General features: G+C 73.1%; 15 protein-coding genes and 1 pseudogene. 2 read left to right on the top strand and 14 right to left on the bottom strand.

Going from position 1 to position 21,000, the window contains the following annotated elements; all coding sequences use genetic code 11:
* Window positions 1–189: 189 nt before the first annotated feature.
* Window positions 190–1,206 carry a GNAT family N-acetyltransferase gene (locus ACYVJ4_RS02975; protein ID WP_460458621.1) on the bottom strand — a complete coding sequence of 339 codons (1,017 nt, stop codon included), beginning with the start codon at window positions 1,204–1,206 and terminating at the stop codon, window positions 190–192.
* A gap of 99 nt (window positions 1,207–1,305) precedes the next feature.
* Here ACYVJ4_RS02975 and ACYVJ4_RS02970 point away from each other — a divergent pair, with 99 nt between their 5' ends.
* Together ACYVJ4_RS02970 and ACYVJ4_RS02965 are read left to right on the top strand one after the other, a co-directional pair.
* Window positions 1,306–2,535 carry an aminopeptidase gene (locus tag ACYVJ4_RS02970; protein ID WP_460458620.1) on the top strand — a complete coding sequence of 410 codons (1,230 nt, stop codon included), beginning with the start codon at window positions 1,306–1,308 and terminating at the stop codon, window positions 2,533–2,535.
* A gap of 3 nt (window positions 2,536–2,538) precedes the next feature.
* Window positions 2,539–3,510 carry a DUF389 domain-containing protein gene (locus ACYVJ4_RS02965; RefSeq protein ID WP_460458619.1) on the top strand — a complete coding sequence of 324 codons (972 nt, stop codon included), beginning with the start codon at window positions 2,539–2,541 and terminating at the stop codon, window positions 3,508–3,510.
* Here ACYVJ4_RS02965 and glmM read toward each other — a convergent pair.
* From glmM to rpsD, 13 genes and pseudogenes are all read right to left on the bottom strand, one after another.
* Window positions 3,485–4,834, bottom strand: a complete 1,350-nt coding sequence (glmM, locus tag ACYVJ4_RS02960; protein ID WP_460458618.1) for a phosphoglucosamine mutase — start codon at window positions 4,832–4,834, stop codon at window positions 3,485–3,487. The two genes, ACYVJ4_RS02965 and glmM, sit on opposite strands and share 26 nt — an antisense overlap.
* Window positions 4,835–4,965: 131 nt before the next feature.
* Window positions 4,966–5,463, bottom strand: a complete 498-nt coding sequence (rpsI, locus tag ACYVJ4_RS02955) for a 30S ribosomal protein S9 (RefSeq protein WP_460458617.1) — start codon at window positions 5,461–5,463, stop codon at window positions 4,966–4,968.
* 57 nt (window positions 5,464–5,520) lie between these two features.
* Complete coding sequence (rplM, locus tag ACYVJ4_RS02950) at window positions 5,521–5,964, bottom strand: 50S ribosomal protein L13 (protein ID WP_460458616.1); 444 nt, start codon at window positions 5,962–5,964, stop codon at window positions 5,521–5,523.
* A 176-nt stretch (window positions 5,965–6,140) separates the two neighbouring features.
* Window positions 6,141–11,966 (bottom strand): pullulanase-type alpha-1,6-glucosidase, encoded by a 5,826-nt coding sequence (gene pulA / locus ACYVJ4_RS02945; protein ID WP_460458615.1) that lies wholly within the window; start codon window positions 11,964–11,966, stop codon window positions 6,141–6,143.
* A 129-nt stretch (window positions 11,967–12,095) separates the two neighbouring features.
* Complete coding sequence (locus tag ACYVJ4_RS02940; RefSeq protein WP_460458614.1) at window positions 12,096–12,647, bottom strand: hypothetical protein; 552 nt, start codon at window positions 12,645–12,647, stop codon at window positions 12,096–12,098.
* A gap of 151 nt (window positions 12,648–12,798) precedes the next feature.
* The gene (locus tag ACYVJ4_RS02935) at window positions 12,799–13,314 is read right to left on the bottom strand and encodes a hypothetical protein (protein WP_460458613.1); all 516 of its coding nucleotides are present in this window, start codon (window positions 13,312–13,314) and stop codon (window positions 12,799–12,801) included.
* 50 nt (window positions 13,315–13,364) lie between these two features.
* Window positions 13,365–15,047 carry an ABC-F family ATP-binding cassette domain-containing protein gene (locus tag ACYVJ4_RS02930; protein ID WP_460458612.1) on the bottom strand — a complete coding sequence of 561 codons (1,683 nt, stop codon included), beginning with the start codon at window positions 15,045–15,047 and terminating at the stop codon, window positions 13,365–13,367.
* A 65-nt stretch (window positions 15,048–15,112) separates the two neighbouring features.
* The gene (locus tag ACYVJ4_RS02925; RefSeq protein ID WP_460458611.1) at window positions 15,113–17,038 is read right to left on the bottom strand and encodes a GTP-binding protein; all 1,926 of its coding nucleotides are present in this window, start codon (window positions 17,036–17,038) and stop codon (window positions 15,113–15,115) included.
* Window positions 17,039–17,202: 164 nt separating this feature from the next.
* A complete protein-coding gene (locus tag ACYVJ4_RS02920; protein ID WP_460458610.1) occupies window positions 17,203–18,066 on the bottom strand; it encodes a tRNA pseudouridine synthase A in 864 nt (287 codons plus the stop codon).
* A 104-nt stretch (window positions 18,067–18,170) separates the two neighbouring features.
* Entirely contained in the window at window positions 18,171–18,311 is a 141-nt protein-coding gene (locus tag ACYVJ4_RS02915; RefSeq protein ID WP_460458652.1) for a sunset domain-containing protein, read from the bottom strand.
* Between the two features lie 66 nt (window positions 18,312–18,377).
* Window positions 18,378–19,091, bottom strand: a pseudogene (rplQ, locus tag ACYVJ4_RS02910) (50S ribosomal protein L17, sunset domain variant); the annotation flags it as partial.
* 44 nt (window positions 19,092–19,135) lie between these two features.
* On the bottom strand, window positions 19,136–20,152 hold the full coding sequence (locus ACYVJ4_RS02905) for a DNA-directed RNA polymerase subunit alpha (protein ID WP_460458609.1): 1,017 nt from the start codon (window positions 20,150–20,152) through the stop codon (window positions 19,136–19,138).
* A gap of 139 nt (window positions 20,153–20,291) precedes the next feature.
* Window positions 20,292–20,921, bottom strand: a complete 630-nt coding sequence (gene rpsD, locus ACYVJ4_RS02900; RefSeq protein WP_460458608.1) for a 30S ribosomal protein S4 — start codon at window positions 20,919–20,921, stop codon at window positions 20,292–20,294.
* Window positions 20,922–21,000: the final 79 nt, after the last annotated feature.

Raw genomic sequence — 21,000 nt, 5'->3', positions numbered from 1 at the left:
ACGGCCGCCCCCACCCCACTGCGAGGACCGAGCCGCGGCGGCGCCCCTTGGCCGACAACCGGATCTGCCGCGATCCGTGACGAGCGATGTCCGGGCCGGTCGCGATGGCTACCGGCATCGCTACCGCGGATCGGCTGCGGGGGCGACCAGTTCGCGGTCGCCATGCCGGTAGCCACGCCCACGCGTGGGCTAGAGGTGCTTCTGCCAGTCGGTGCTGACGCCGACGGTGACGAAGCCGAGCGCGCGGTTGACCCGCAGCATCGGCGCGTTCTCGGCCGCGTTCCAGGTCACCACGCGCTGCACGGCCGGCAGCTCGGCGCGCAGCGCGCGCACGTTCGCCGCCTTGACGAGCTGACCGAGCCGGTGGCCCCGGTGCTCCGCGAGCACCAGCGTGTCCCACTGGTAGGCGTGGTCAGGGGTGTGCTCGGCCACCGCGAGCTCGGTGAAGGCGACGGCCCGACCCGTGTCGCGGTGCACGGCGACCGTCGTCACCATGCGCCGTCCCATGGCCGCGACGGTGGCGAACTGCTCGCGCACGCGATCGGCGTCCCAGACCTCCTCCTCGGACTCGATGTCGCCGAGCGGGGCGTCGGTGCTCATCCGCGTCTGCAGCGCGGCGCGCTGGTCGAGCCATTCCTCGGGCATGCCGTCCCACCAGGTGAGCAGGTCGTAGTCCGCGGCGTGCGGCGCCGCCTCGGCCTCGACCGGCGCGAGCACCTCGTCGACCGGTCCGGCCGGCAGGCGCCAGTCGTTGCGCAGCGTCACGAGGGCCTTGGCGTAGCCGTGCGCCGGGCCGAACGTGTCGGCCGGGTCGGCGTGGGCAGTCGAGACCTCGCTGCTGACCAGCATGGTGCGGCGCCCGTCCTCGCGAGCGGCAGCCTCCAGCTCGGCCAGCAGCGCCGATCCGATGCCCCGACGCCGCGACCCGGGACGCACCGAGAAGAACGAGCGAGCCACCGTGAGGTTGTCCACCAGCGACAGGTGCACGTTGCCCTCGCCGACGACCCGGTCGCCCTGCAGCGCCGCCACCATGACGAACCGCCGGTCGGTCGACGTCCGGTTGCGCTCGCGCACCTCGTCCGCCGAGTAGACGGTGTGGTCCTCGCCGAACTCGTGCCGACCGGCCTCCATGCCCGCGTCGACCCACCCCTCGAGCAGCTCGTCGTCCGTCAGCGGGTCGAACCGCACGATCCTCACGTCGTCCACGCCGACGACCTTGCCAGGACGACGCACCGCGCTGCACCTGGAATACCGGACGGCGCTGGGCGAGGATGACGACGCCACCTCGCGACCCGAAGGAGCACCATGACCGAGCCGTTCGACCACCTGCTGCAGGCCTACGCACGGCTCGTCGTGCGCGTGGGCGTCAACCTCCAGCCGGGGCAGGAGATGGTGGTCGTCGGCCTGCCCGAGCAGGCCGCGACGGCGCGGGCGCTGGCCGAGGAGGCCTACCGGGTCGGCGCGAGCCGGGTGACGATCACGTACTCGGACCCGCACCTGCAACGGGCGGCGGTCGAGCACGCGCCCGAGGAGATGCTCGGCAAGACGCCGCCGCACCTGGTCGAGGGGGTGAAGTCGTGGGCCACCACCAAGCCCGCCGTCGTCAGCCTCACCGGCAACCCGTTCCCCACGCTCATGGACGGGCTCGACCCCGAGCGGCTGGCCAAGTCGCAGCCGGTCGACCTCATCTCGGCGTTCATCCCGGTGATCACCACCAACACCGTCGCGTGGACGGTCGTCGGGGCACCGACCGTCGGCTGGGCGCAGAGCGTCGGGGTCGCGGACGTGGCGGCGCTGTGGGAGGCGGTGGCCGTGGCCATGCGGCTCGACGAGGCCGACCCGGTCGCCGCCTGGCAGGCGCACATCAAGAAGCTGCACGCACGGGCCGCGATCCTGAACGGGCACGCCTTCGACCGCGTCCGCTACCAGGGCCCAGGCACCGACGTCACGATCGGCATGGCCGAGGAGTCGGTGTGGGTCGGCGGCTCGCTCGAGAACGTCGACGGCGTGGAGTTCGTGCCGAACATGCCGACCGAGGAGGTCTTCGTCTCCCCCGACTGGCGCCGCGCCGAGGGCAGGCTGCGCACCGCCGCGCCGTTCTTCCTCACCACGATGGGCGCCATGGTCGAGGGCCTCGAGCTCGAGCTGCGCGACGGCACCATCACCGACGTCAGCGCCGATCGGGGCGAGCAGGCGGTGCAGCAGCAGTTCGAGCTCATCCCGCGCTCGCGGCATCTCGGCGAGGTGGCGATCGTCGACGCCGACTCGCGGGTGTCGGCGACCGGCCTGACCTACAAGGACATGCTGTACGACGAGAACATCGGCTCGCACGTGGCGTGGGGCACCGGCTACCCGACGGCGTTCCGGGGCGGGCTCGACCTGTCGCCGCAGGAGCGCATCGACGCCGGGCTGAACCAGGCCAACACCCACGTCGACATCGTCATCGGCAGCCCCGAGGTGCAGATCGACGGCATCCACGCCGACGGCTCGGTCACGCCGATCACGCGCGGCGACGAGTTCGTGCTGAAGGACTGACCGGTGCTGCACCTGCGCCTGGTCGTGCCGGACGGCGCCTGCCGGGCCGTCGAGGACTACCTGGTGCAGGACGAGCGCACCACCAACGTCGTCGTCCTGCCCGGAGCCGCGCGCGACCCCGCGGGCGACGTCGTCACCTGCGACGTCGCGCGCGAGGGGGCCAGCGACGTCCTGGCCCGGGTGCGCGAGCTCGGGCTGGACGACCGCGGCACCGTGGCGATCGAGGAGGTCGTCGCGTCGCCGTCCCCGCAGGCCCGTCGGGCCGAGCGCGCTGCGCCGGGCAGCCCGGACGACGGCGTGGTCTGGGACGTCGTCACCGACGCGGCGTACGACGGGGCCCGCAGCTCGTGGACGTACTACGCCTTCTTGTCCCTCGCCACGACGATCGCCGCGGTGGCGGTCGTCCTCGACTCACCCATCCTCGTCGTCGGCGCCATGGTGGTCGGCCCGGAGTTCTCGGTGGTCTCGGCCGTCGCGCTCGGGCTGGTGCTGCGCGAGCGACGGCTGGTGCTCGGCGGCTGCCGGCTGCTGGTGCTGGGCTTCGCGGTGGCGATCGCCATCACGACCGCGCTGTCGCTCGTGGCCGCCGCCGCGGGCTGGGTCGACGCCGGGTCGCTGACCGCGCCGCGGCCGCAGACGGGCTTCATCTGGACGCCGGACCGGTGGTCGTTCGTGGTGGCGCTGCTCGCCGGCACGGCCGGCACGCTGTCGCTGACGGCGGGCCGGTCGAACGCGCTGGTCGGCGTCTTCATCTCGGTCACGACGGTGCCGGCCGCGGGCAACCTCGCGCTCGCCCTCGCGCTGGCCGTGCCGCACGAGATCGGCGGGGCGGCGGCGCAGCTCGGCATCAACCTGGCCGGCATGGTGCTGGCCGGGTCGGTGACGCTGCTGGTGCAGCGCGCGCTGTGGGCGCGCCTGCGGCGACCGCGTCGAGGGCCGGGGGCGGACGTCAGCCCAGGGCCAGCCGCTCCTTGACGACGACCGCGAGCCGGTCGGCGAGCTGCTGCGCCTGCTCGGCCTCGCCCGCCTCGACCATGACCCGCACCAGCGGCTCGGTGCCCGACGGACGCAGCAGCACCCGGCCCTGACCGGCCAGCTCGAGCTCGGCCGCCTGCACCGCCTGCCGCACGTGCTCGTCGTCGCGGGCACGCGCCTTATCGACGTCGCGCACGTTGACCATGACCTGCGGCAGCCGCACCATCACGCCGGCCAGGTCGGCCAGCGGGCGCCCGGTCTGGGCCACCCGCGAGGCCAGGAGCAGCGCGGTCAGCACGCCGTCACCGGTGGTGCCGTGGTCGCTGAGGATCACATGACCCGACTGCTCGCCGCCCAGGCTGAAGCCGCCGCTGCGCATCTGCTCGAGCACGTAGCGGTCGCCGACCGCGGCCTGCACGACGGTGATGCCCTCGCGCTGCATCGCCTGCAGCAGGCCGAGGTTGCTCATCACGGTGGCGACGAGGGTGTCCCCCGCCAGCGCCTCGCGCTCGCGCAGGGCCAGCGCCAGCACCGCCATGATCTGGTCGCCGTCGACGACCTGGCCGCTCGCGTCGACCGCGAGGCAGCGGTCGGCGTCGCCGTCCAGCGCCACGCCGAGGTCGGCACCGTGCGCGACGACGGCTTCCTGCAGGTGCTCGAGGTGGGTCGAGCCGTACCCGTCGTTGATGTTCAGGCCGTCCGGCTCGCCGCCGATGACGTCGACCCGCGCGCCGGCGTCGCGCAGCAGCCGCGGGCCGACGTGGCTGGCCGCGCCGTGGGCGCAGTCGACCACGACGTGCAGACCGTCCAGGCGGTGCGGCAGCGCGGCGAGCAGGTGGGCCACGTAGTCGTCGGCGGCCGCGGCGTCGCCGCGCACCCGGCCGACCTTGTCGCCCGTGGGGCGCTCCCAGGGCTCGCGCAGCCGCTGCTCGATGGCGTCCTCGATGACGTCGTCGAGCTTGTGGCCGCCGCGGGCGAAGAACTTGATGCCGTTGTCGGGCATGGCGTTGTGCGAGGCCGACAGCATGACACCGAGGTCCGCGCCGCGGGCGCCGGTGAGGAAGGCCACGGCGGGCGTCGGCAGCACGCCGACGTCCAGGACGTCGACCCCGGCGCTCGCGAGGCCGGCGACCACGGCGGCGCTGAGGAACTCGCCAGAGGCGCGCGGGTCGCGGCCGACGACCGCGAACGGGCGGTGGCCGGCGAAGGCGCCGGCGTCGCCCAGCACGTGCGCGGCGGCCACGGACAGGTCGAGGGCGAGCTCGGCGGTGACGTCGCGGTTGGCGAGCCCCCGGACCCCGTCGGTGCCGAACAGTCGTGCCACGTGGTGCCTCTCGTCGAGCGGTGCTGCCCCGTCGCGGGGTCGGCCGGGAAACGGCGACGGCCCCGGGGAACGGTACCCCGGGGCCGTCGCTCGGCGCGCGTCCCGTCGTGGACGACGGCGCGCGCGGTGGATCAGCGCTTGCTGTACTGCGGAGCCTTGCGCGCCTTCTTCAGACCGGCCTTCTTGCGCTCGATGGCGCGCGGGTCGCGGGTCAGGAAGCCGGCCTTCTTCAGCGCGGGGCGGTTGGCCTCGGCGTCGACCTCGTTCAGCGCACGGGCGATGCCGAGACGCACCGCGCCGGCCTGGCCGCTGGGGCCGCCGCCGTGCACGCGGGCGAGGACGTCGAAGGCACCGTCGAGCTCGAGCACCTTGAAGGGCTCGCTCACGATCTGCTGGTGCACCTTGTTGGGGAAGTAGTTCGCCAGCTCGCGGCCGTTGATCGTCCAGCGGCCGGTGCCGGGGACGATGCGGATGCGGGCGACGGCCTCCTTGCGGCGACCCGTCGCGGCACCCGGGCCGGACGCGCTCGCGCGGCGGACGGGGGCCTCGCTGGACTCGCTGGTGTAGCTGCTGGGCGCGTCGTCGCCGTCGACGGCGTCGAGCTCGACCTCGGTGGTGGACTCAGCCACGGTTCTCCTCGAACTGCTGGTGTCTGCTGGTAACTGCGGGGTGGACCGGGCCGGTGCTTACTGCGCGACCTGGGTGATCTCGAACGGCTGCGGCTTCTGCGCCTGGTGCGGGTGCTCCGGACCGGCGTAGACCTTCAGCTTGCTCAGCTGGGCCGCGGCCAGCGAGTTCTTCGGCAGCATGCCCTTGACGGCCTTCTCGACCGCCTTGGTGGGGAACTTCTCGAGCAGCTCGGCGTACGTGCGCGAGCGCAGGCCGCCCGGGTAGCCGGAGTGGCGGTACGCCTTCTTCTGCTCGAGCTTGGCGCCGGTCAGGGCCACCTTGTCGGCGTTGACGACGACGACGAAGTCACCGGTGTCGACGTGCGGAGCGAAGGTCGGCTTGTGCTTGCCCCGCAGGAGCACGGCGACCTGGCTGGCGAGCCGGCCCAGGACGACGTCGGTGGCGTCGATGACGTGCCACTGGCGGTCGACCTCGCCGGGCTTCGGGGTGTACGTACGCACGGTCGTAGCCTTCGTTCTTCGTCACAGGTGGTCAGGCACGCGAGGCGCCCGCTGGCAGTGGTGTCGCGGTGGTCCAGCGCCGGCCCTGCTGCGAGGGCACGCCGGACACGCACGACGACGGTCCAGAGTACCCGTCGCCGTCCGCAGGGGTCAAAACGCGCGACCCCGCACCGAGGTCACCGCTCGACGAGCACGGCCACGGTGCGCGCCGGCACCGTCGCCGTCCCGGTCGCTGACGACCACGTCGTGCCCTTGACCACCGGGTCGGAGCCGGCCGCCTGCACCGGCGAGAGCGCCAGCGCGTGGCCGGACAGCCCCGGCACCGGCTGGCTGACCGCCGAGGCCGAGGCGTTGATGACGACCACGAGCCCCTTCAGCGCGCGGTCGACGTCCGGGCCGACGGTGTCGTCGACCCGCATGACGACCACCCCGGGCCGGGCCGAGGCGGTGCCGCTCGTCGGGAACGACACCTTCTGCCCGATCAGCGCGGCCGAGCCGAGGCGGAAGAGCCGGGACGACGTCCGCAGCCGCAGCAGGTCCTGCGCCGCCGCGCTGGCCGTGGCGACGTCCGCCGCGGTCGGCTTGAGCGACGCGTCGGCCAGCAGCGGCCGCTGGAACGGCCACTTCGCCTCGTTGTCGGCCTTCGGCGGCAGGCCGTGGCCGAAGCCGTTGTCCTTGCCGGTCCAGTCGAGGGTGTTGAACCAGTCGCCGGAGTCGAAGCTGTTGCGGTCGAGCGACTTGCTGCGCAGCAGGTCGGCGCCCGCGTGCCAGAACGACGGCGACTGGCCGAGGGCGGTGGTCGCGAGCGAGACGGTGTTCATGCGCACCCGCGCGGCCATCGGCGTGCCCTGCGGCAGCTTCAGGGTCAGCGCGTCCCACAGCGTCTCGTTGTCGTGCGCGTCGACGTAGCTGATCACCTCGTCGGGCTGGTCGGCGTAGCCGGCCGGCTGGCCGTTGTAGTCGACCTGGTCGCCCCGGACGACGGCACCGGACGACGAGCGGAACGTGTACGCCCGCAGGTTCCCGGCCATCCCGAGCTCGACCAGGTCGGTGGCGTGGGCGAGCGTCGCGGCCTGCTGCGCCGCGTCGCCGTTCGCCGGCGCGCCGTTTGGGTCGCCCGCCAGGCCCGAGCCGATGCCCTGGATCCGCGGGTCGTCGTCGAACGGCCCACCGCCGCGCACCGCGTCGCGCAGCCGGTCGCTGAACGTGCCGATGCCGGTGCCGCCGAGCTGGCCCTGCGTGGCCTGGTAGAACCGCGCGTTGTCGGCCACCTCGCCGAAGTTCCAGCCCTCGCCGTACAGGTAGATCGAGCGCCCGTCGACGCCGTCGCGGCGCAGCGTCAGCTGGTCGAGGGCGTGCCGCACCGCCAGCATGTTGTCGCGCGAGGCGTGGCCCATGAGGTCGAAGCGGAACCCGTCGACCTTGTAGGCCCGCGCCCAGGTGACCACCGAGTCGACCATGAGCTTCTGCGCCATGGCGTGCTCGGTCGCGACGTTCTGGCAGCAGGTCGAGGTCTCGACCGCACCGCTCGTCGGGTTCAGCCGCTGGTAGTAGCCCGGCACCACCTTGTCGAGCACCGAGGTGTCGGCCTGACCGGACGCGGACGTGTGGTTGTAGACCTGGTCGAGGACGACGCGCAGCCCGTCGGCGTGCAGCGCGCCGACCATGGTGCGGAACTCCTTGACGCGCGCGCCGCCCTCGGGGTCGGTCGCGTAGGAGCCCTCGGGCGCCAGGTAGTGGTACGGGTCGTAGCCCCAGTTGTAGCCGTCGTCCTTCGCGACGGCGCTGACGCAGGCCTGCTGCTGCTCCGAGCTCGGCGGCAGCGCGCCGAGGTCGCAGTCCGGCGTCTTCTGCGTGCTGCGGCGCTCCTCGATGCTGCTGATGTCGAACGTCGGCAGCAGGTGCACGGTGTTCAGCCCGGCCTTCGCCAGCGCCTTGAGGTGCTTGGTGCCGTCGCCGTCGTCCGCGAAGGCGAGGTACGTGCCCCGGTGGGCCGCGGGCACGGTCTTGTCGCCGATCGAGAAGTCTCGGACGTGCAGCTCGTAGATCGAGGTGTCGACGTCCTGCGCCAGACGGGGCGAGGGCGTGCTCTCCCACTGCCGCGGGCGCAGCGCGGACGACGACAGGTCGACCGCCACCGACCGGGTCGAGCCCGTGGTGAGCGCGACCGAGTACGGGTCGGTCACCTGGTTGTGCTCGACCTCCAGCGTCGACGGCGCGTAGACCGCGACGTCGTAGAGGTACTGCGCGCCGGCCAGCGAGCTGCTGCCCGGCACCGTCCACACGCCGTCGGAGGAGCGCCGCGCCTGGATCCGTTGCGGCGCAGCGGATTCGTGCCCGGCACGCCAGGCCAGCAGGTCGACGTCCTGCGCGGTCGGCGCCCACAGCGCGAACGACGGCGAGCGGCCGTGCCAGGCCACGCCGAGGTCGGCGCGCTGCGCGCCGCGGTACAGGTCGTCGACGACGCCGGGGATCTGCACCCCGGTGGCGTCGGTCAGCCGGCCCAGCGAGTCGTACTGGGCCACCGCCACCTGACCGCGCAGGATCTCGCGGGCACGGTCGGCCGTGCGGCGGTCGAGCCGCAGCGCGAGGTAGCCCGCCAGCTGCGGGTACTTCGCCGTGACCGACGCGGGCAGCCCGGCCGGGTCGTAGCGCAGCGGCGCGGACGAGCCACCGGTCACGGCCTCGTCGTCGACGGCGAGCCCGCCGCTGGCCGACCAGTGCAGCCGCCAGCGCAGGGTCTCGGGCTTCGTCCCCGCCGGGATCCCGTTGGCGGGCCACGCGATCACGTCGCGAGCGACCCAGTGCGCCTTGGCCTTCGTCAGGTCAGGAGCAGCGCCCGCGCGTGACGTCGACACCGTCAGCACGTGAGTGGCCAGGACGTACGAGAACGTCGTGACGACGCCCTCCCCCGGCACCGTGAACGCGATGTTCGCGCCGCCCGGAGCCCCGCCGGCGCCGTAGTTCTCGTCCCAGCTCAGGCCGTGAGCCACCTTCACCTCGTAGCTGCCGGCGGGGATCTGGTCGGTGCGCCAGGTCAGCACGCCGTCGCCGTCCGGGTCCTGCAGCCACGGCCGCATGCAGTCCGCCGCCCAGTCGGCCGAGCAGCCGAGCTCGGACTGGAACGAGCCCGGCGCGGTGACGATCGGCCCCTGCGCGTCCGACGTCACGTAGTGCGTGGAGTGGTCGTAGTAGAACGACACCGGTCCTGCAGGCGCGGTGTACTCGATGTTCGGCCCGTCCTTCACCGCGCCGGCGCCGTAGTTCTCGGTCCACGACTTGTCGATCGCGGCCTTGTACGCGTAGGCGGCCGGGGGCAGCGTGTACGTGCCCTTCCAGATGCCGTCGTTGGCGTCCAGCGTCAGCTGCGAGACGTCGCACGTCTCCGACCAGTCCCCGGCGCAACCCATCTCGGAGTTGTGGCTGCCCGGCACGCCCACGGTCGTGGGCTGGGTGACCGGCCCGACGCCTCCGCCACCACCGCCGCCGGCCGGTGCCGGGTCGCCGACGACGCCGTAGGTCGAGGTCGCGGAGTAGTTGCCGCTGCTGTCCTTCAGCACCGCGCGGTACTCGAGCATCGTGCCCTTGGCCATGCCGGTGGTGTCCTGGAAGACGCGGTACGGCGCGTTGTCGTCCGTGCCCAGGCGCTTCCAGGACGTCGTCCCCACCGGGCGGTAGGCGAAGGTGACCTCGGCGAGCGCGTTCTCGGGCACCGCGACGCCGATCTCGGCGCGGCCGCCGACGACGCCGCCGGGCTGCGGCGACGACGGGAAGACCGCCGGCGCCGACCGGCGGTGGTCGACCGGCCGCGTGGCCTTCCACACCGCCACCGACAGCGGCGGCACGGTGATCGACGTCCGGCCCTCGCGGTCGGTGCGCAGCGTCGTGCGGCTGCCGAGCAGTGGCGTCAGGCGGCCGTGCTCGGAGAACGTCGCGACGTCGACCGTCTTGGCGGTCGTCGCGTTGTTCGCGGCCACCAGGTACTCGACCTCGCTCTTGCGGTCGACCCGGCTGAACGCGTAGATCCCCGCGGACGAGGACGCGTACCGGTGCACCTGGGTGCCGTCCGCGAGCGCCGGGTTCGCCTGCCGCAACGCGGCGACCTGCGAGATCGCCCGGTACATCGGCGAGCCGGTCAGGAAGCGGTCCTTGCTGCCCTTCTCCCCGCCGATCACCACCGGGTCGTCGTTGTACTCGGCGACCTGGCTGGCGAACATGTCCTGCCGGGCGGACTGGTCGTTGCCGCCGCCCGCGCCGGTGAAGCCCTGCTCGTCGCCGTAGTACACGACCGGCTGGCCGCGGGTGAGGTACATCAGCTGGTGGGCCATGGTGTCGCGCCGCAGCAGCTCGTCCTGACCGGTGATCCCGGCGGCCATGAGGAAGTAGCCGATGCGGCCCATGTCGTGGTTGCCGAGGAACGTCGGCAGCTCGTAGGCGTTGGAGTCGGTGTCGGTGTAGTAGTCGTCGTCGGCGAACAGGTCGCGCAGGCCGGTGGTCTTCAGGCCCGTGGCGAAGTCCTTGGCCGCGGCCTGGAAGCCGAAGTCGAGCGTCGAGGGCAGCCGGCCGGTGGTCGTGTACTGCGACATGAAGGACGGCCGCGCGTCGTAGACCTCGCCGAACATGAAGAAGTCGTCGTTGCCGTCGGCCTTGGCGCGCGCCAGCATCGCCGGCGAGAAGGACTGCCAGAACTCCATGTTGACGTGCTTGACGGTGTCGATGCGGAAGCCGTCGATGCCGAAGTCGACCCACTTCTCGTAGATCTTCGTCATGCCGGCGAGCACCGCCGGCTGCTCGGTGAACAGGTCGTCGAGCCCGACGAAGTCGCCGTACTCGGCGCTCTCGCCGGCGAACGTGGAGTCACCGCGGTTGTGGTACTTCAGCGGGTCGTTCAGCCAGGCCGGCACCTTGACCGTCTTGTCGGCCTCGCTGCGGAAGACCGGCGTGCGCGGGAAGGACTGGGCGTCCAGCGTCGGGAAGCTGTCGGTGCCCGCGTACTTCTTGTCGTCGAACACCACGCCGTCGGCGTCCTTGTACGGCGCGTCGGTCTTGCTGACGTAGCTGTACTGCTGCTGGGTGTTGTCGATGACGTCCGCGGTGTGGTTGGTGATGATGTCGAAGAAGACCTTCATGCCCTTGCCGTGCGCGGTGTCGATGAGCTTCTTCAGGTCGGCGTTGGTGCCCAGGTGCGGGTCGACCTGGGTGAAGTCGGTGATCCAGTAGCCGTGGTAGCCGGCGCTGGCGTCCGAGCCGGTGCCCTGCACCGGGCGGTTCTTGAACGACGGCGTGAGCCAGATCGCCGTCGTCCCGAGGCCCTTGATGTAGTCCAGCCGGCTGGTCAGGCCCTTGAGGTCGCCGCCGTGGTAGAAGCCCTTGGCCGTGGGGTCCAGACCCGTCTCGAGCCGGCCACCGGTCAGACCGCCCGCGTCGTTGGCGGTGCTGCCGTTGGCGAACCGGTCGGCCATCACGAAGTAGAAGCGCTCGCGGGTCAGCGGCTGGCGCAGGCTCGGGGCGGCCAGCGCTCGGTCGGAGGCCGTGACCTTGCCCGGCAGGTCGGTCGGGGCGACGCCCACGCGATGGGTGCTGTGGTCGTAGCTGAACTCGAGCGTGGCCGGGCCGGCCAGCACGAGCGGGATGTTCGCCGAGCCGCCGTCCTGCCCGTAGCTCTCGTCCCACGAGTCGTTCAGCGCGACCTTGAGCTCGTAGCTGCCGGCGGGCACCCGGAAGCGCCCGACGAACGTCGGCGAGTCCCCCACCCGGGTCAGGTGCGTCGCGGCGCACCCCGGCTGCCAGTCCTCGGGGCACCCGAGCTCGCTCTGCAGCGAGCCCGCGAGCGTGACGGACGACGGCACCGGCGTCTCGGCGGCCCGCGCGACGGGAGCGGGGAGCACCCCCACGAGCGCCGCCGTCAGGGCCAGCACGGTGGTCGCGACCAGCGCGCGCAACCGGGCCGGGTGGCGGTGGACGGAGGCGGGCGGTGCGGGCGGTGCGGGCGTTGCGGTCATGGCGCGCTCCCAGCAGGGCGGACGACGTCGTCCGCGGTGTCCGATCTGGCCTGGCTCAGCCTGGTTCGGACCTTAGACCGCGCTGGCAGCGGGGTGGAAGACCCCTGCAGCAACTTTCTGCAAGATCTTTCAGCGGCGCTCGCGCCGGGCCGGGCGTTCGCCGTGCAGCCACGCCTCCCGCAGCACCAGCGGCTCGGGCATCAGGTGCATGGACGTCGACGGGCGGCCCAGCAGCACGCCGAGCAGCAGCAGCCAGCCGGCCAGCATCGCGGTGGCCACGAGGTACCACCACGGCACGGCGTAGGCGAGCGAGGCCAGCGCGTCGACCGCCACGCCCACCGCGACGAAGACCGCCACCCAGCGCACCTCACTCACCCGGCGCAGCACGCCGGCGACCATGGCGGCCAGCAGGGCGACCGCGCACACGTCGACCAGCGAGCTCCACTGGCCCGGCGTCCGCAGCGCCGCGGTCACCCACCCGGCGTCGGTGGTCATGTCGAGCCCGTGCGACCTGCCGAACGCGCCCTGGAACGCCGACCACTGGGTGCCGACCATCCAGACCCGCAGCGCCGCGAGGGCCGCCACCGGCACGAGCAGGACGACGGCGGAGCGCAGCGCATCCGGTGCCGTGTCCCAGGCACCGTCCGCGGGCGGGACCTCGAGGTCCCTGACGTCGATCACCGGCCTCCAGACCGACGGCCGCGACAGGCCCCGGGAGGTTCCTCCGGCCCGTGCGACCGCCGTCCCTCGCGACCCTAGGCGGCGCCCGGTCGCCCCGTCAGCGGTCGTGACCCAACCGGGCCCCAACTCGTGACCGAACGGAAACCTGCGCTCAGCGGCCGGCCAGCCGCGCGTCGCGCCGCTCCTGCGGGTCGCCGATCACGGGCGAGAGCCACAGCAGCAGGATCACCGCGGCCGACAGCGCCACGACGCCGAGCGCCATCGCGATGTCCCACCACGGGGCGGGCACGGCGATGTAGGCCAAGGTGTTGAGGCCGGCGACGGCACTCAGCACCACGGCGGCGTTGCGCGCCCACGGCGCGCCCTGGGTGACCGGCCGCACCAGCACGGCCACCAGCAGCGCGCACAGCAGGCTGAACAGCGCAGCGTTCAGGTGCCCCGGCGCCTCGCGCTTGGCGATCTCCTGGCCCAGGAAGCTCGTCATGTCCAGGTGCCGCGACTCGCCGTAGGCCTGCACGAACGCCGCCCGCTGCGCCTGGCTCAGCACCACCCGCACCGCGCCCACGGCGACCGTGACGAGCAGCAGCACCCGCACCAGCCGGGCCCGCCGGTGCATCTCCAACGACGCCGCCCACGTGCGCAGCCCCTGCCACCCGCCGTCCATCACCGTCTCCGTCCTGTCCGTGCTCGTCGCTCGTGCCGTCGTCGCTCGTGCTGTCATCGCTCGCGCACCACGCGGGCCTCGTCCCACACCGGTTCGGGCGCCTCGTAGACCGTGCCGTCGGCACCGAAGACCAGGAAGCGGTCGAAGCCGCGCGAGAACCACCGGTCGTGCGTCACCGCCAGCACCGTGCCGTCGAACGCCGCGAGCCCGTCCTCGAGCGCCTCGGCCGAGTGCAGGTCGAGGTTGTCGGTGGGCTCGTCCAGCAGCAGCAGCGTGGCGCCGCTGAGCTCGAGCAGCAGGATCTGGAAGCGCGCCTGCTGACCGCCGCTGAGCGTCTCGAAGACCTGCTCGCCCGAGCGGGCCAGCTCGTAGCGGTCGAGCGCGCGGGCCGCCTGCTCGCGCGGCAGCCCGTCGCGGTGCTCGTCGCCGCGGTGCAGGATCTCGAGCAGGGTGCGGCCGAGCAGCAGGGGGTGCTCGTGGGTCTGCGCGAACCACCCCGGCCGCACGCGGGCGCCCAGGCGGGCCCGGCCGGCGTGAAGCACCGGCGCGATGACGACGTCGTCGACCGGCCGGTGCTCGGCGTCGGGGTCGCTGCCGCCGGCCGCGAGCAGCCGCAGGAAGTGCGACTTGCCCGAGCCGTTGGAGCCCAGCACCGCCACGCGCTCGCCGTACCAGACCTCGAGGTCGAAGGGCTGCATCAGGCCGGTGAGCTCGAGCTGCTCGCAGACCACCGCGCGCTTGCCCGTGCGCCCGCCCTGCAGCCGCATCCGCACGTCCTGCTTCATCGGCAGCGCCTCGGGCGGCCCGGCGTCGACGAACCGCTCCAGCCGCTTCTCGGCGGCGTGGTACTGGCTCGACATGTCGCTGTTGTAGGCCGCCTTGGTCTTGTAGTACTGCACGAGGTCCTTGAGCTTCTGGTGCTCCTCGTCCCAGCGGCGGCGCAGCTCCTCGAGCCGGGCCATCCGCTCGCGCCGCGCGTCGTGGTAGGTCGAGAAGCGGCCCGGGTGCACCCACACGGTGCTTCCCGCGGCTCCCGGCTCGAGCGTGGCGATGCGGTCGGCGGCCTGCTCGAGCAGCTCGCGGTCGTGGCTGACGAGCAGCACGGTCTTGGGCGTCTCGCGCAGCCGGGCCTCCAGCCAGCGCTTGCCCGGGACGTCGAGGTAGTTGTCGGGCTCATCGAGCAGCAGCACCTCGTCCGGTCCGCGCAGCAGCGCCTCGAGCACCAGGCGCTTCTGCTCGCCGCCGCTCAGCGTGCGCACCTCGCGCCACTGCGCCCGCTCGAACGGGACGCCGAGCGCCGCGACGGTGCAGACGTCCCACAGCGTCTCGGCCTCGTAGCCGCCCGCGTCGGCCCAGTCGCTGAGGGTCTGGGCGTAGCGCATCTGCACGCGCTCGTCGTCGGACTCCATCATCGCCAGCTCGGCGGCGTCGAGCGCCGCGGCGGCCGTGCGCACCCGCGGCGGGGCCACGGTGAGCAGCAGGTCGCGCACGGTCGAGGTGTCGCGCACCTGCCCGACGAACTGGCGCATGACGCCGAGCCCGCCGCTGCGGGTGATGGCGCCGCCGTGCGCGTCGAGGTCACCGGCGATGATGCGCAGCAGCGTGGTCTTGCCGGTGCCGTTCGGGCCGATCAGCGCCACCGTCGCGCCGTCGCCGACCCGGAACGAGACGTCGTCGAGCAGCGGACGGCCGTCCGCGAGGTGATAGCTGACGCTGTTGACGTCGACGTGTCCCACGAGCCACCAGTCTGGCCGAGCGCACCGACACCCGGCACCTGATTTCCCGGGTGGGTGCCGCGCGCTCAGGGCCTGCTCAGGCGCGACGGCGGGTCGCCCACCACCGGCTCGTGCCCGGCCGGCTCGGTCCACAGGCTGCCCAGGCCGCCGGTCAGGTCGGGCAGCCGCTGCTCCAGGTCGTGGACGTGCTCGGTCGCGATCGTGCCGGTGACCCGGCTGCGCGCCAGCCCCACCTCGGTGGGCACCGGCGTCGCGCCGAGGGCCACCAGCCGCGCGAGCACCGCGGTGAGCGCGGACGACGGCAGGTCGACCTCGAACCGGCTGACCGGGGCGCACACCACCGTGCCCGCCGCGGCGAGCGCCTGGCGGAAGGCGGACGTCGTCAGCCGCCGGTACTCCCCCGCGGACGGCGTCGGGGCGCTGAAGCGCGCGTGCGTCACCACCACCAAGCCCTCCTCGAGCCGCCAGCCGCACCGCCCCTCGCGCAGCTCGACCGCCAGCTGCTCCTCGACCGCGACGTGGAACGAGGGCAGCAGGTAGCCCCGCTCGACCCCCTCGCCCAGGCGGTACGAGACGCCGCCACCCGACGTCCCGGGCTCGAGGCGCAGCCCCAGGGAGGCGTTGCCCAGGCTGGTGCGGTCGAACCCCTCGCCCGTGCCGGTCACCCTCTCGACGTGCACGACCCGGGTCGGCAGGAAGTCGGCGACGACGCCGTGGTCGGCGAGCAGCCGGGCGGCCAGCACCTCCTTCTGCACCTCGCCGTACAGGCTCACCGTCACCTCGTGGTCGAGCCCGTCGAGGCGGGCGTCGATCAGCGGGTCCTGCTCCGAGAGCTGCTGCAGCGCCTGGAAGAGCGCGATCCGCTGCTCGTCGTCGCGAGCTCGCACCACCGACTCCAGCCCCGGCGCCGCGAAGTGCCGGCCGCCGCGGGCGGGGTCCCACCGGCCGAGCTGGTCGCCGACCGCGACGTCGGCCAGGCCCTGCACGCGCGCGATCTCGCCGGCGCGCGCGGGGCGGTCGACGGTGACGGCCGCGTGGTCGAACGTCGCGACCTCCATCACCCGCGCCTCGTGCTCGGACGTCGTCCCGCCGGGTCCGCGGCGGTGCACCACGACGTGATCGCGCGCGGCCAGCGTGCCGGCGTGCAGCCGCAGGTACGCCACGCGGTGCCCGGCCGCATCACGCTCGATGCTGAACACGCTGGCGTGCAACGGGTCTGCGGCCCGCCCCGGGGTGACGGGCAGGTAGCGCGGCAGGCTGGCGAGCAGCTCGTCGACGCCGGTGCCGACGAGGGCGGCCCCCATGAGCACCGGGTGCACGTCGCCCGTCCGCGACCGCTCGGCCAGGGCTGAGAGCAGCTGGTCGCGCGTCGGCGGCTGCGTGCCGTCGACGTACTGCCGCAGCAGGTCCTCGTCGAACGGGGCCAGCCGGTCGACCAGCTCGTCGTCGAGCGCCGGGTCGTCGCGCCACCGCACGGACGCCGTCCGCGACCCGACGTCGTGCGCCGCCACCAGAGCGACGGCATCGCCCGTCAGGGCCTCGCGCAGCGCCTCGACCGCGGCCTGCGGGTCGGCGCCGGCACGGTCGATCTTGTTGACCAGCACCACGAACGGGATGCGCAGGCTCTCGAGCACCCGCACCAGCACCCGGGTCTGCGGCTGCACGCCCTCGACGGCCGACACCACGAGCACCGCGCCGTCGAGCACCGCGAGCGCGCGCTCGACCTCGGCGACGAAGTCGGAGTGGCCCGGGGTGTCGACGAGGTTGACCGTGACGTCGTCGCCCGGCGGCGCGGGCAGCGTGAAGGTCGCGACCGCGGTGCGGATCGTGATGCCGCGCTGGCGCTCGATGGCGTCGGCGTCGGTGGTGGTGTCGCCGTGGTCGACACGGCCGAGATGGTCGGTGACCCCCGTCGCGTGGAGCAGACGTTCGGTCAGCGTGGTCTTACCGGCGTCGACGTGGGCGACGACGCCGAGGTTCAGGACGGGCACGGGCGGCTTCCTCGGGCTGGACGACAGGGGGTGCGATCCATCCGTCGGTGCGGCGCATCCTCGGGTCTCCGTCCTCGGTCGTCGTGCGGCCCGCCCGCCGTGGCCCGGCGCGCGCCTCGACGCTAGGGCGCGGGCCACCGCCGCGACCACCGGTTATTCGTGGCTCAGGGCAGGGTGCGGACGGCGCGCGCGGCCTTCGCGCGCTCGGCCAGCTGGTCGTCCGGCGGGTAGACGACCTCCTCGAGCGAGAGCCCGTGCGGGGCCATGACGACCACGCCGGGGTCGCGCTCGCCCGCCGCCAGCACCTGCGCCGGCCAGCCGACCGGACGACGTCCCTGCCCGACCGGCAGCACGGCCCCCACCAGCGAGCGCACCATCGAGTGGCAGAAGGCGTCCGCCTCGACCCGCGCCTCGAGCACGCCGTCGTCGTCGCGCCGCCACCCGTAGGCCAGCAGCGTGCGCACCGTGGTGGCGCCCTCGCGCTTCTTGCAGAACGCCGCGAAGTCGGCCAGCCCCACGAGCCGCCCCGCCGCGTCGTCCATGGCCGCCGCGTCGAGCGCGCCCTTGACCACGACGGTGTCGCGCCGGCGCAGCGGGTCGAGCTGCCCGGGCCGGTCGCACAGCCGGTACCGGTAGCGCCGGCGCACCGCGGCGAACCGCGCGTCGAACCCGGGCGGCGCCACGACGGCCGAGCGCACGACGACGTCGGGGGGCAGGACGCCGGCCAGCCGGGTCACGGCGGCGTCCTGCGGTGCGCGGTCGGAGCGCCCGGGCAGCGCCGCCCAGGCCAGCGGGTCGACGTCCGCGTGCACGACCTGGCCGCGCGCGTGCACGCCCGCGTCGGTGCGGCCGGCCACCACCAGGCGCACCGGGGCAGGTGCCCGCAGCACCTGGGTCAGGGCGGCCGAGAGCACGTCCTCGACCGTGCGCAGCCCGGGCTGGGCAGCCCACCCCGAGAAGTCGGTGCCGTCGTAGGCGAGGTCCAGCCGCAGCCGCAGGGGCGCGGGGTCGCCGCCGGGCTCGGTCATGGGCGAAAGGCTAGTGGGCGCGGCACGCGCAGAGCCCGACACCGCGGTGCGGTGACGGGCTCTGCGGCCGTGCGGGTGCAGCGGGTGCTGCGAGGTGGACGAGCTCAGCTGTCCGAGGAGCCCGGGGCGACGAAGCCCGCGGCCTCGGCGGCCTCGGCGGTGGCGAACCACACCTCGGCGACCGTCTGCTCGTACCACTGCGACTCGGGCGTGTGGTACTTCATCGAGTCCTTGTTGCCCTTGATCGCGTAGCCCTCGGGCGCCTCGTCACCGTCGACGGGGGCGTGCGAGCCCTCGCCGTACGGGTGGTCGGCCGACCAGCTGGTCGGCTCGAAGCCGGCCTTCTCGGCGTCCTCGGCGGTGGCGAACCACACCTCGGCGTCGGTGCGGTCGTAGTGCGGGCTGTCGGGCACGTGGTACTTCATCGAGTCCTTGTTGCCCTTGATGGTGAAGCCCTCGGGCGCCGAGCCGTCGGCCAGCGGGGCGGCGGAGCCCGCACCGTACGGCGCCTCGGTGTCCTGGACCTCAACCGTGTCCTGGACGTCGTCCTGGACGTCGGCGACCGGGGCCGCCGCGGCCTTCTTGGCCGTCTTCTTGGCAGCGGACTTCTTGGCGGCGCGCTTCGTGGCGCCCTCCGCCTCCTTGACCGTGGCCTGCTTGGCCGAGAGCGGCTCGCGCACCAGCTCGATCACGGCCATGGGGGCGTTGTCGCCCTTGCGCGGCGCGATCTTGGTGATGCGGGTGTAGCCGCCCTGGCGGTCGGCGACGTCGGGCGCGATCTCGGTGAAGAGACGGTGCACGACGCTCTTGTCGCGGATGACCGCGAGGACCCGGCGACGGGCGTGCAGGTCGCCGCGCTTGGCGAACGTCACCAGGCGCTCGGCCAGCGGACGCAGCCGCTTGGCCTTGGCCTGGGTGGTGGTGATGCGGTCGTGCTCGAACAGCGCCTGGGCCAGGTTGGCCAGGATGAGCCGCTCGTGCGCCGGGCCGCCGCCGAGGCGCGGGCCCTTCGTGGGCGTGGGCATGGTGGGGAACTCCTACCGGTCGGTCAGCTGTCGGGTCAGGTGGCTCAGTACTGCTCGTCCTCGGCGTACGCGGCGTCGTCGTCCGCGCCGTACGCCTCGACAGCAGCGGCCGGGTCGAACCCGGGCGGGCTGTCCTTGAGCTGCAGCCCCATGCCGACGAGCTTGGCCTTGACCTCGTCGATCGACTTGGCGCCGAAGTTGCGGATGTCGAGCAGGTCGGCCTCGCTGCGGCCCACGAGCTCACCCACGGTGTGGATGCCCTCGCGCTTGAGGCAGTTGTAGGAGCGGACCGTCAGGTCGAGCTCCTCGATCGGCAGCGCGAGGTCGGCCGCGAGCGCGGCGTCGGTCGGCGACGGGCCCATGTCGATGCCCTCGGCCTCGACGTTGAGCTCGCGGGCCAGGCCGAACAGCTCGACGAGCGTCTTGCCGGCCGAGGCCATGGCGTCGCGCGGCGAGATGCTGGCCTTGGACTCGACGTCGACCACGAGGCGGTCGAAGTCGGTGCGCTGCTCGACGCGGGTGGCCTCGACCTTGTAGGTGACCTTGAGCACCGGCGAGTAGATCGAGTCGACCGGGATGCGGCCGATCTCGGCGTCGCCGGACTTGTTCTGCTGCGCCGAGACGTAGCCGCGGCCGCGCTCGACCGTGAGCTCCATCTCGAGCTTGCCCTTGGCGTTCAGCGTGGCCAGGTGCAGGTCGGGGTTGACGATCTCGACGCCGGCCGGGGGCGCGATGTCGGCGGCGGTGACCGCGCCGGGGCCCTGCTTGCGCAGGTACATCACGACGGGCTCGTCGTGCTCGCTGGAGACCACGAGCGACTTGACGTTGAGGATCAGCTCGGTGACGTCCTCCTTGACCCCGGGGATCGTGGAGAACTCGTGCAGCACGCCGTCGATGCGGATGCTGGTGACCGCCGCGCCCGGGATGGACGAGAGCAGCGTGCGGCGCAGGGAGTTGCCGAGGGTGTAGCCGAAGCCGGGCTCGAGGGGCTCGATGACGAACCGCGAGCGGACGTCGTCGACCTTCTCCTCGGTCAGCTGGGGGCGCTGGGCGATGAGCACTTCGGGTTTTCCTTCCCACGGGTGTCCGCCATATGACACCTCGCGACCGTGCGCTCCCGGCCGGGCTCTGTCCCCCGCCCGGGAGTGGCCGGACGTCGGCCCGTGCCGCCGAGGCGGTCGGGCCGACGTCCGTCCGTGTTCAGTTCTTGGAGTAGAGCTCGACGATCAGCTGCTCCTGGACCGGCGTGTCGATGACCTGCCGGGCCGGGAGCGAGTGCACGAGGATGCGCATCTGCGTCGGGATCGACTCGAGCCACGCCGGGACCGTGCGCTCGCCGGCCGTCTCGCGGGCGATGATGAACGGCGTCATCTCGTGCGAGCGCTCGCGGACCGCGACGATGTCCTTCTCGCGCACCCGGTACGACGGGATGTCGACCTTGACGCCGTTGACCGTCAGGTGGCCGTGACGCACCAGCTGGCGGGCGGCGTCGCGCGACGGCGCGAAGCCGGCGCGGTACACGACGTTGTCGAGGCGGGACTCGAGGATGCGCAGCAGGTTCTCACCGGTCTTGCCGGTCTGCCGGTGCGCCTCCTCGTAGTAGCCGCGGAACTGCTTCTCCAGCACGCCGTAGATGCGCGCGGCCTTCTGCTTCTCGCGCATCTGCAGGAGGTACTCGGACTCCTTGGTGCGCGCGCGGCCGTGCATGCCCGGCGGGTAGGGGCGGATCTCGATGGGGCACTTGGGGCCGTCGCACTTGGAGCCCTTGAGGAAGAGCTTCATCTTCTCGCGACGGCAGCGCTTGCAGTCTGCGCCGGTGTAACGCGCCATGTGGCTGGTTCTCCTTGGATGAAGGCGCTGGTGGGTCTAGGGGGTGCGGCGCAGCTCAGACGCGGCGGCGCTTGGGGGG

It is taken from the genome of Angustibacter peucedani, assembly GCF_054779595.1.
This window is presented reverse-complemented; position numbering and strand designations above follow the sequence as displayed.

Excerpts from the sequence above, each read along its gene's own strand:
- ACYVJ4_RS02970 (WP_460458620.1), top strand. The coding sequence starts at position 1,306 with ATGACCGAGCCGTTCGACCACCTGCTGCAGGCCTACGCACGGCTCGTC.
- ACYVJ4_RS02920 (WP_460458610.1), bottom strand. The coding sequence starts at position 18,066 with ATGACCGAGCCCGGCGGCGACCCCGCGCCCCTGCGGCTGCGGCTGGAC.
- pulA (WP_460458615.1), bottom strand. The coding sequence starts at position 11,966 with ATGACCGCAACGCCCGCACCGCCCGCACCGCCCGCCTCCGTCCACCGC.
- rpsD (WP_460458608.1), bottom strand. The coding sequence starts at position 20,921 with ATGGCGCGTTACACCGGCGCAGACTGCAAGCGCTGCCGTCGCGAGAAG.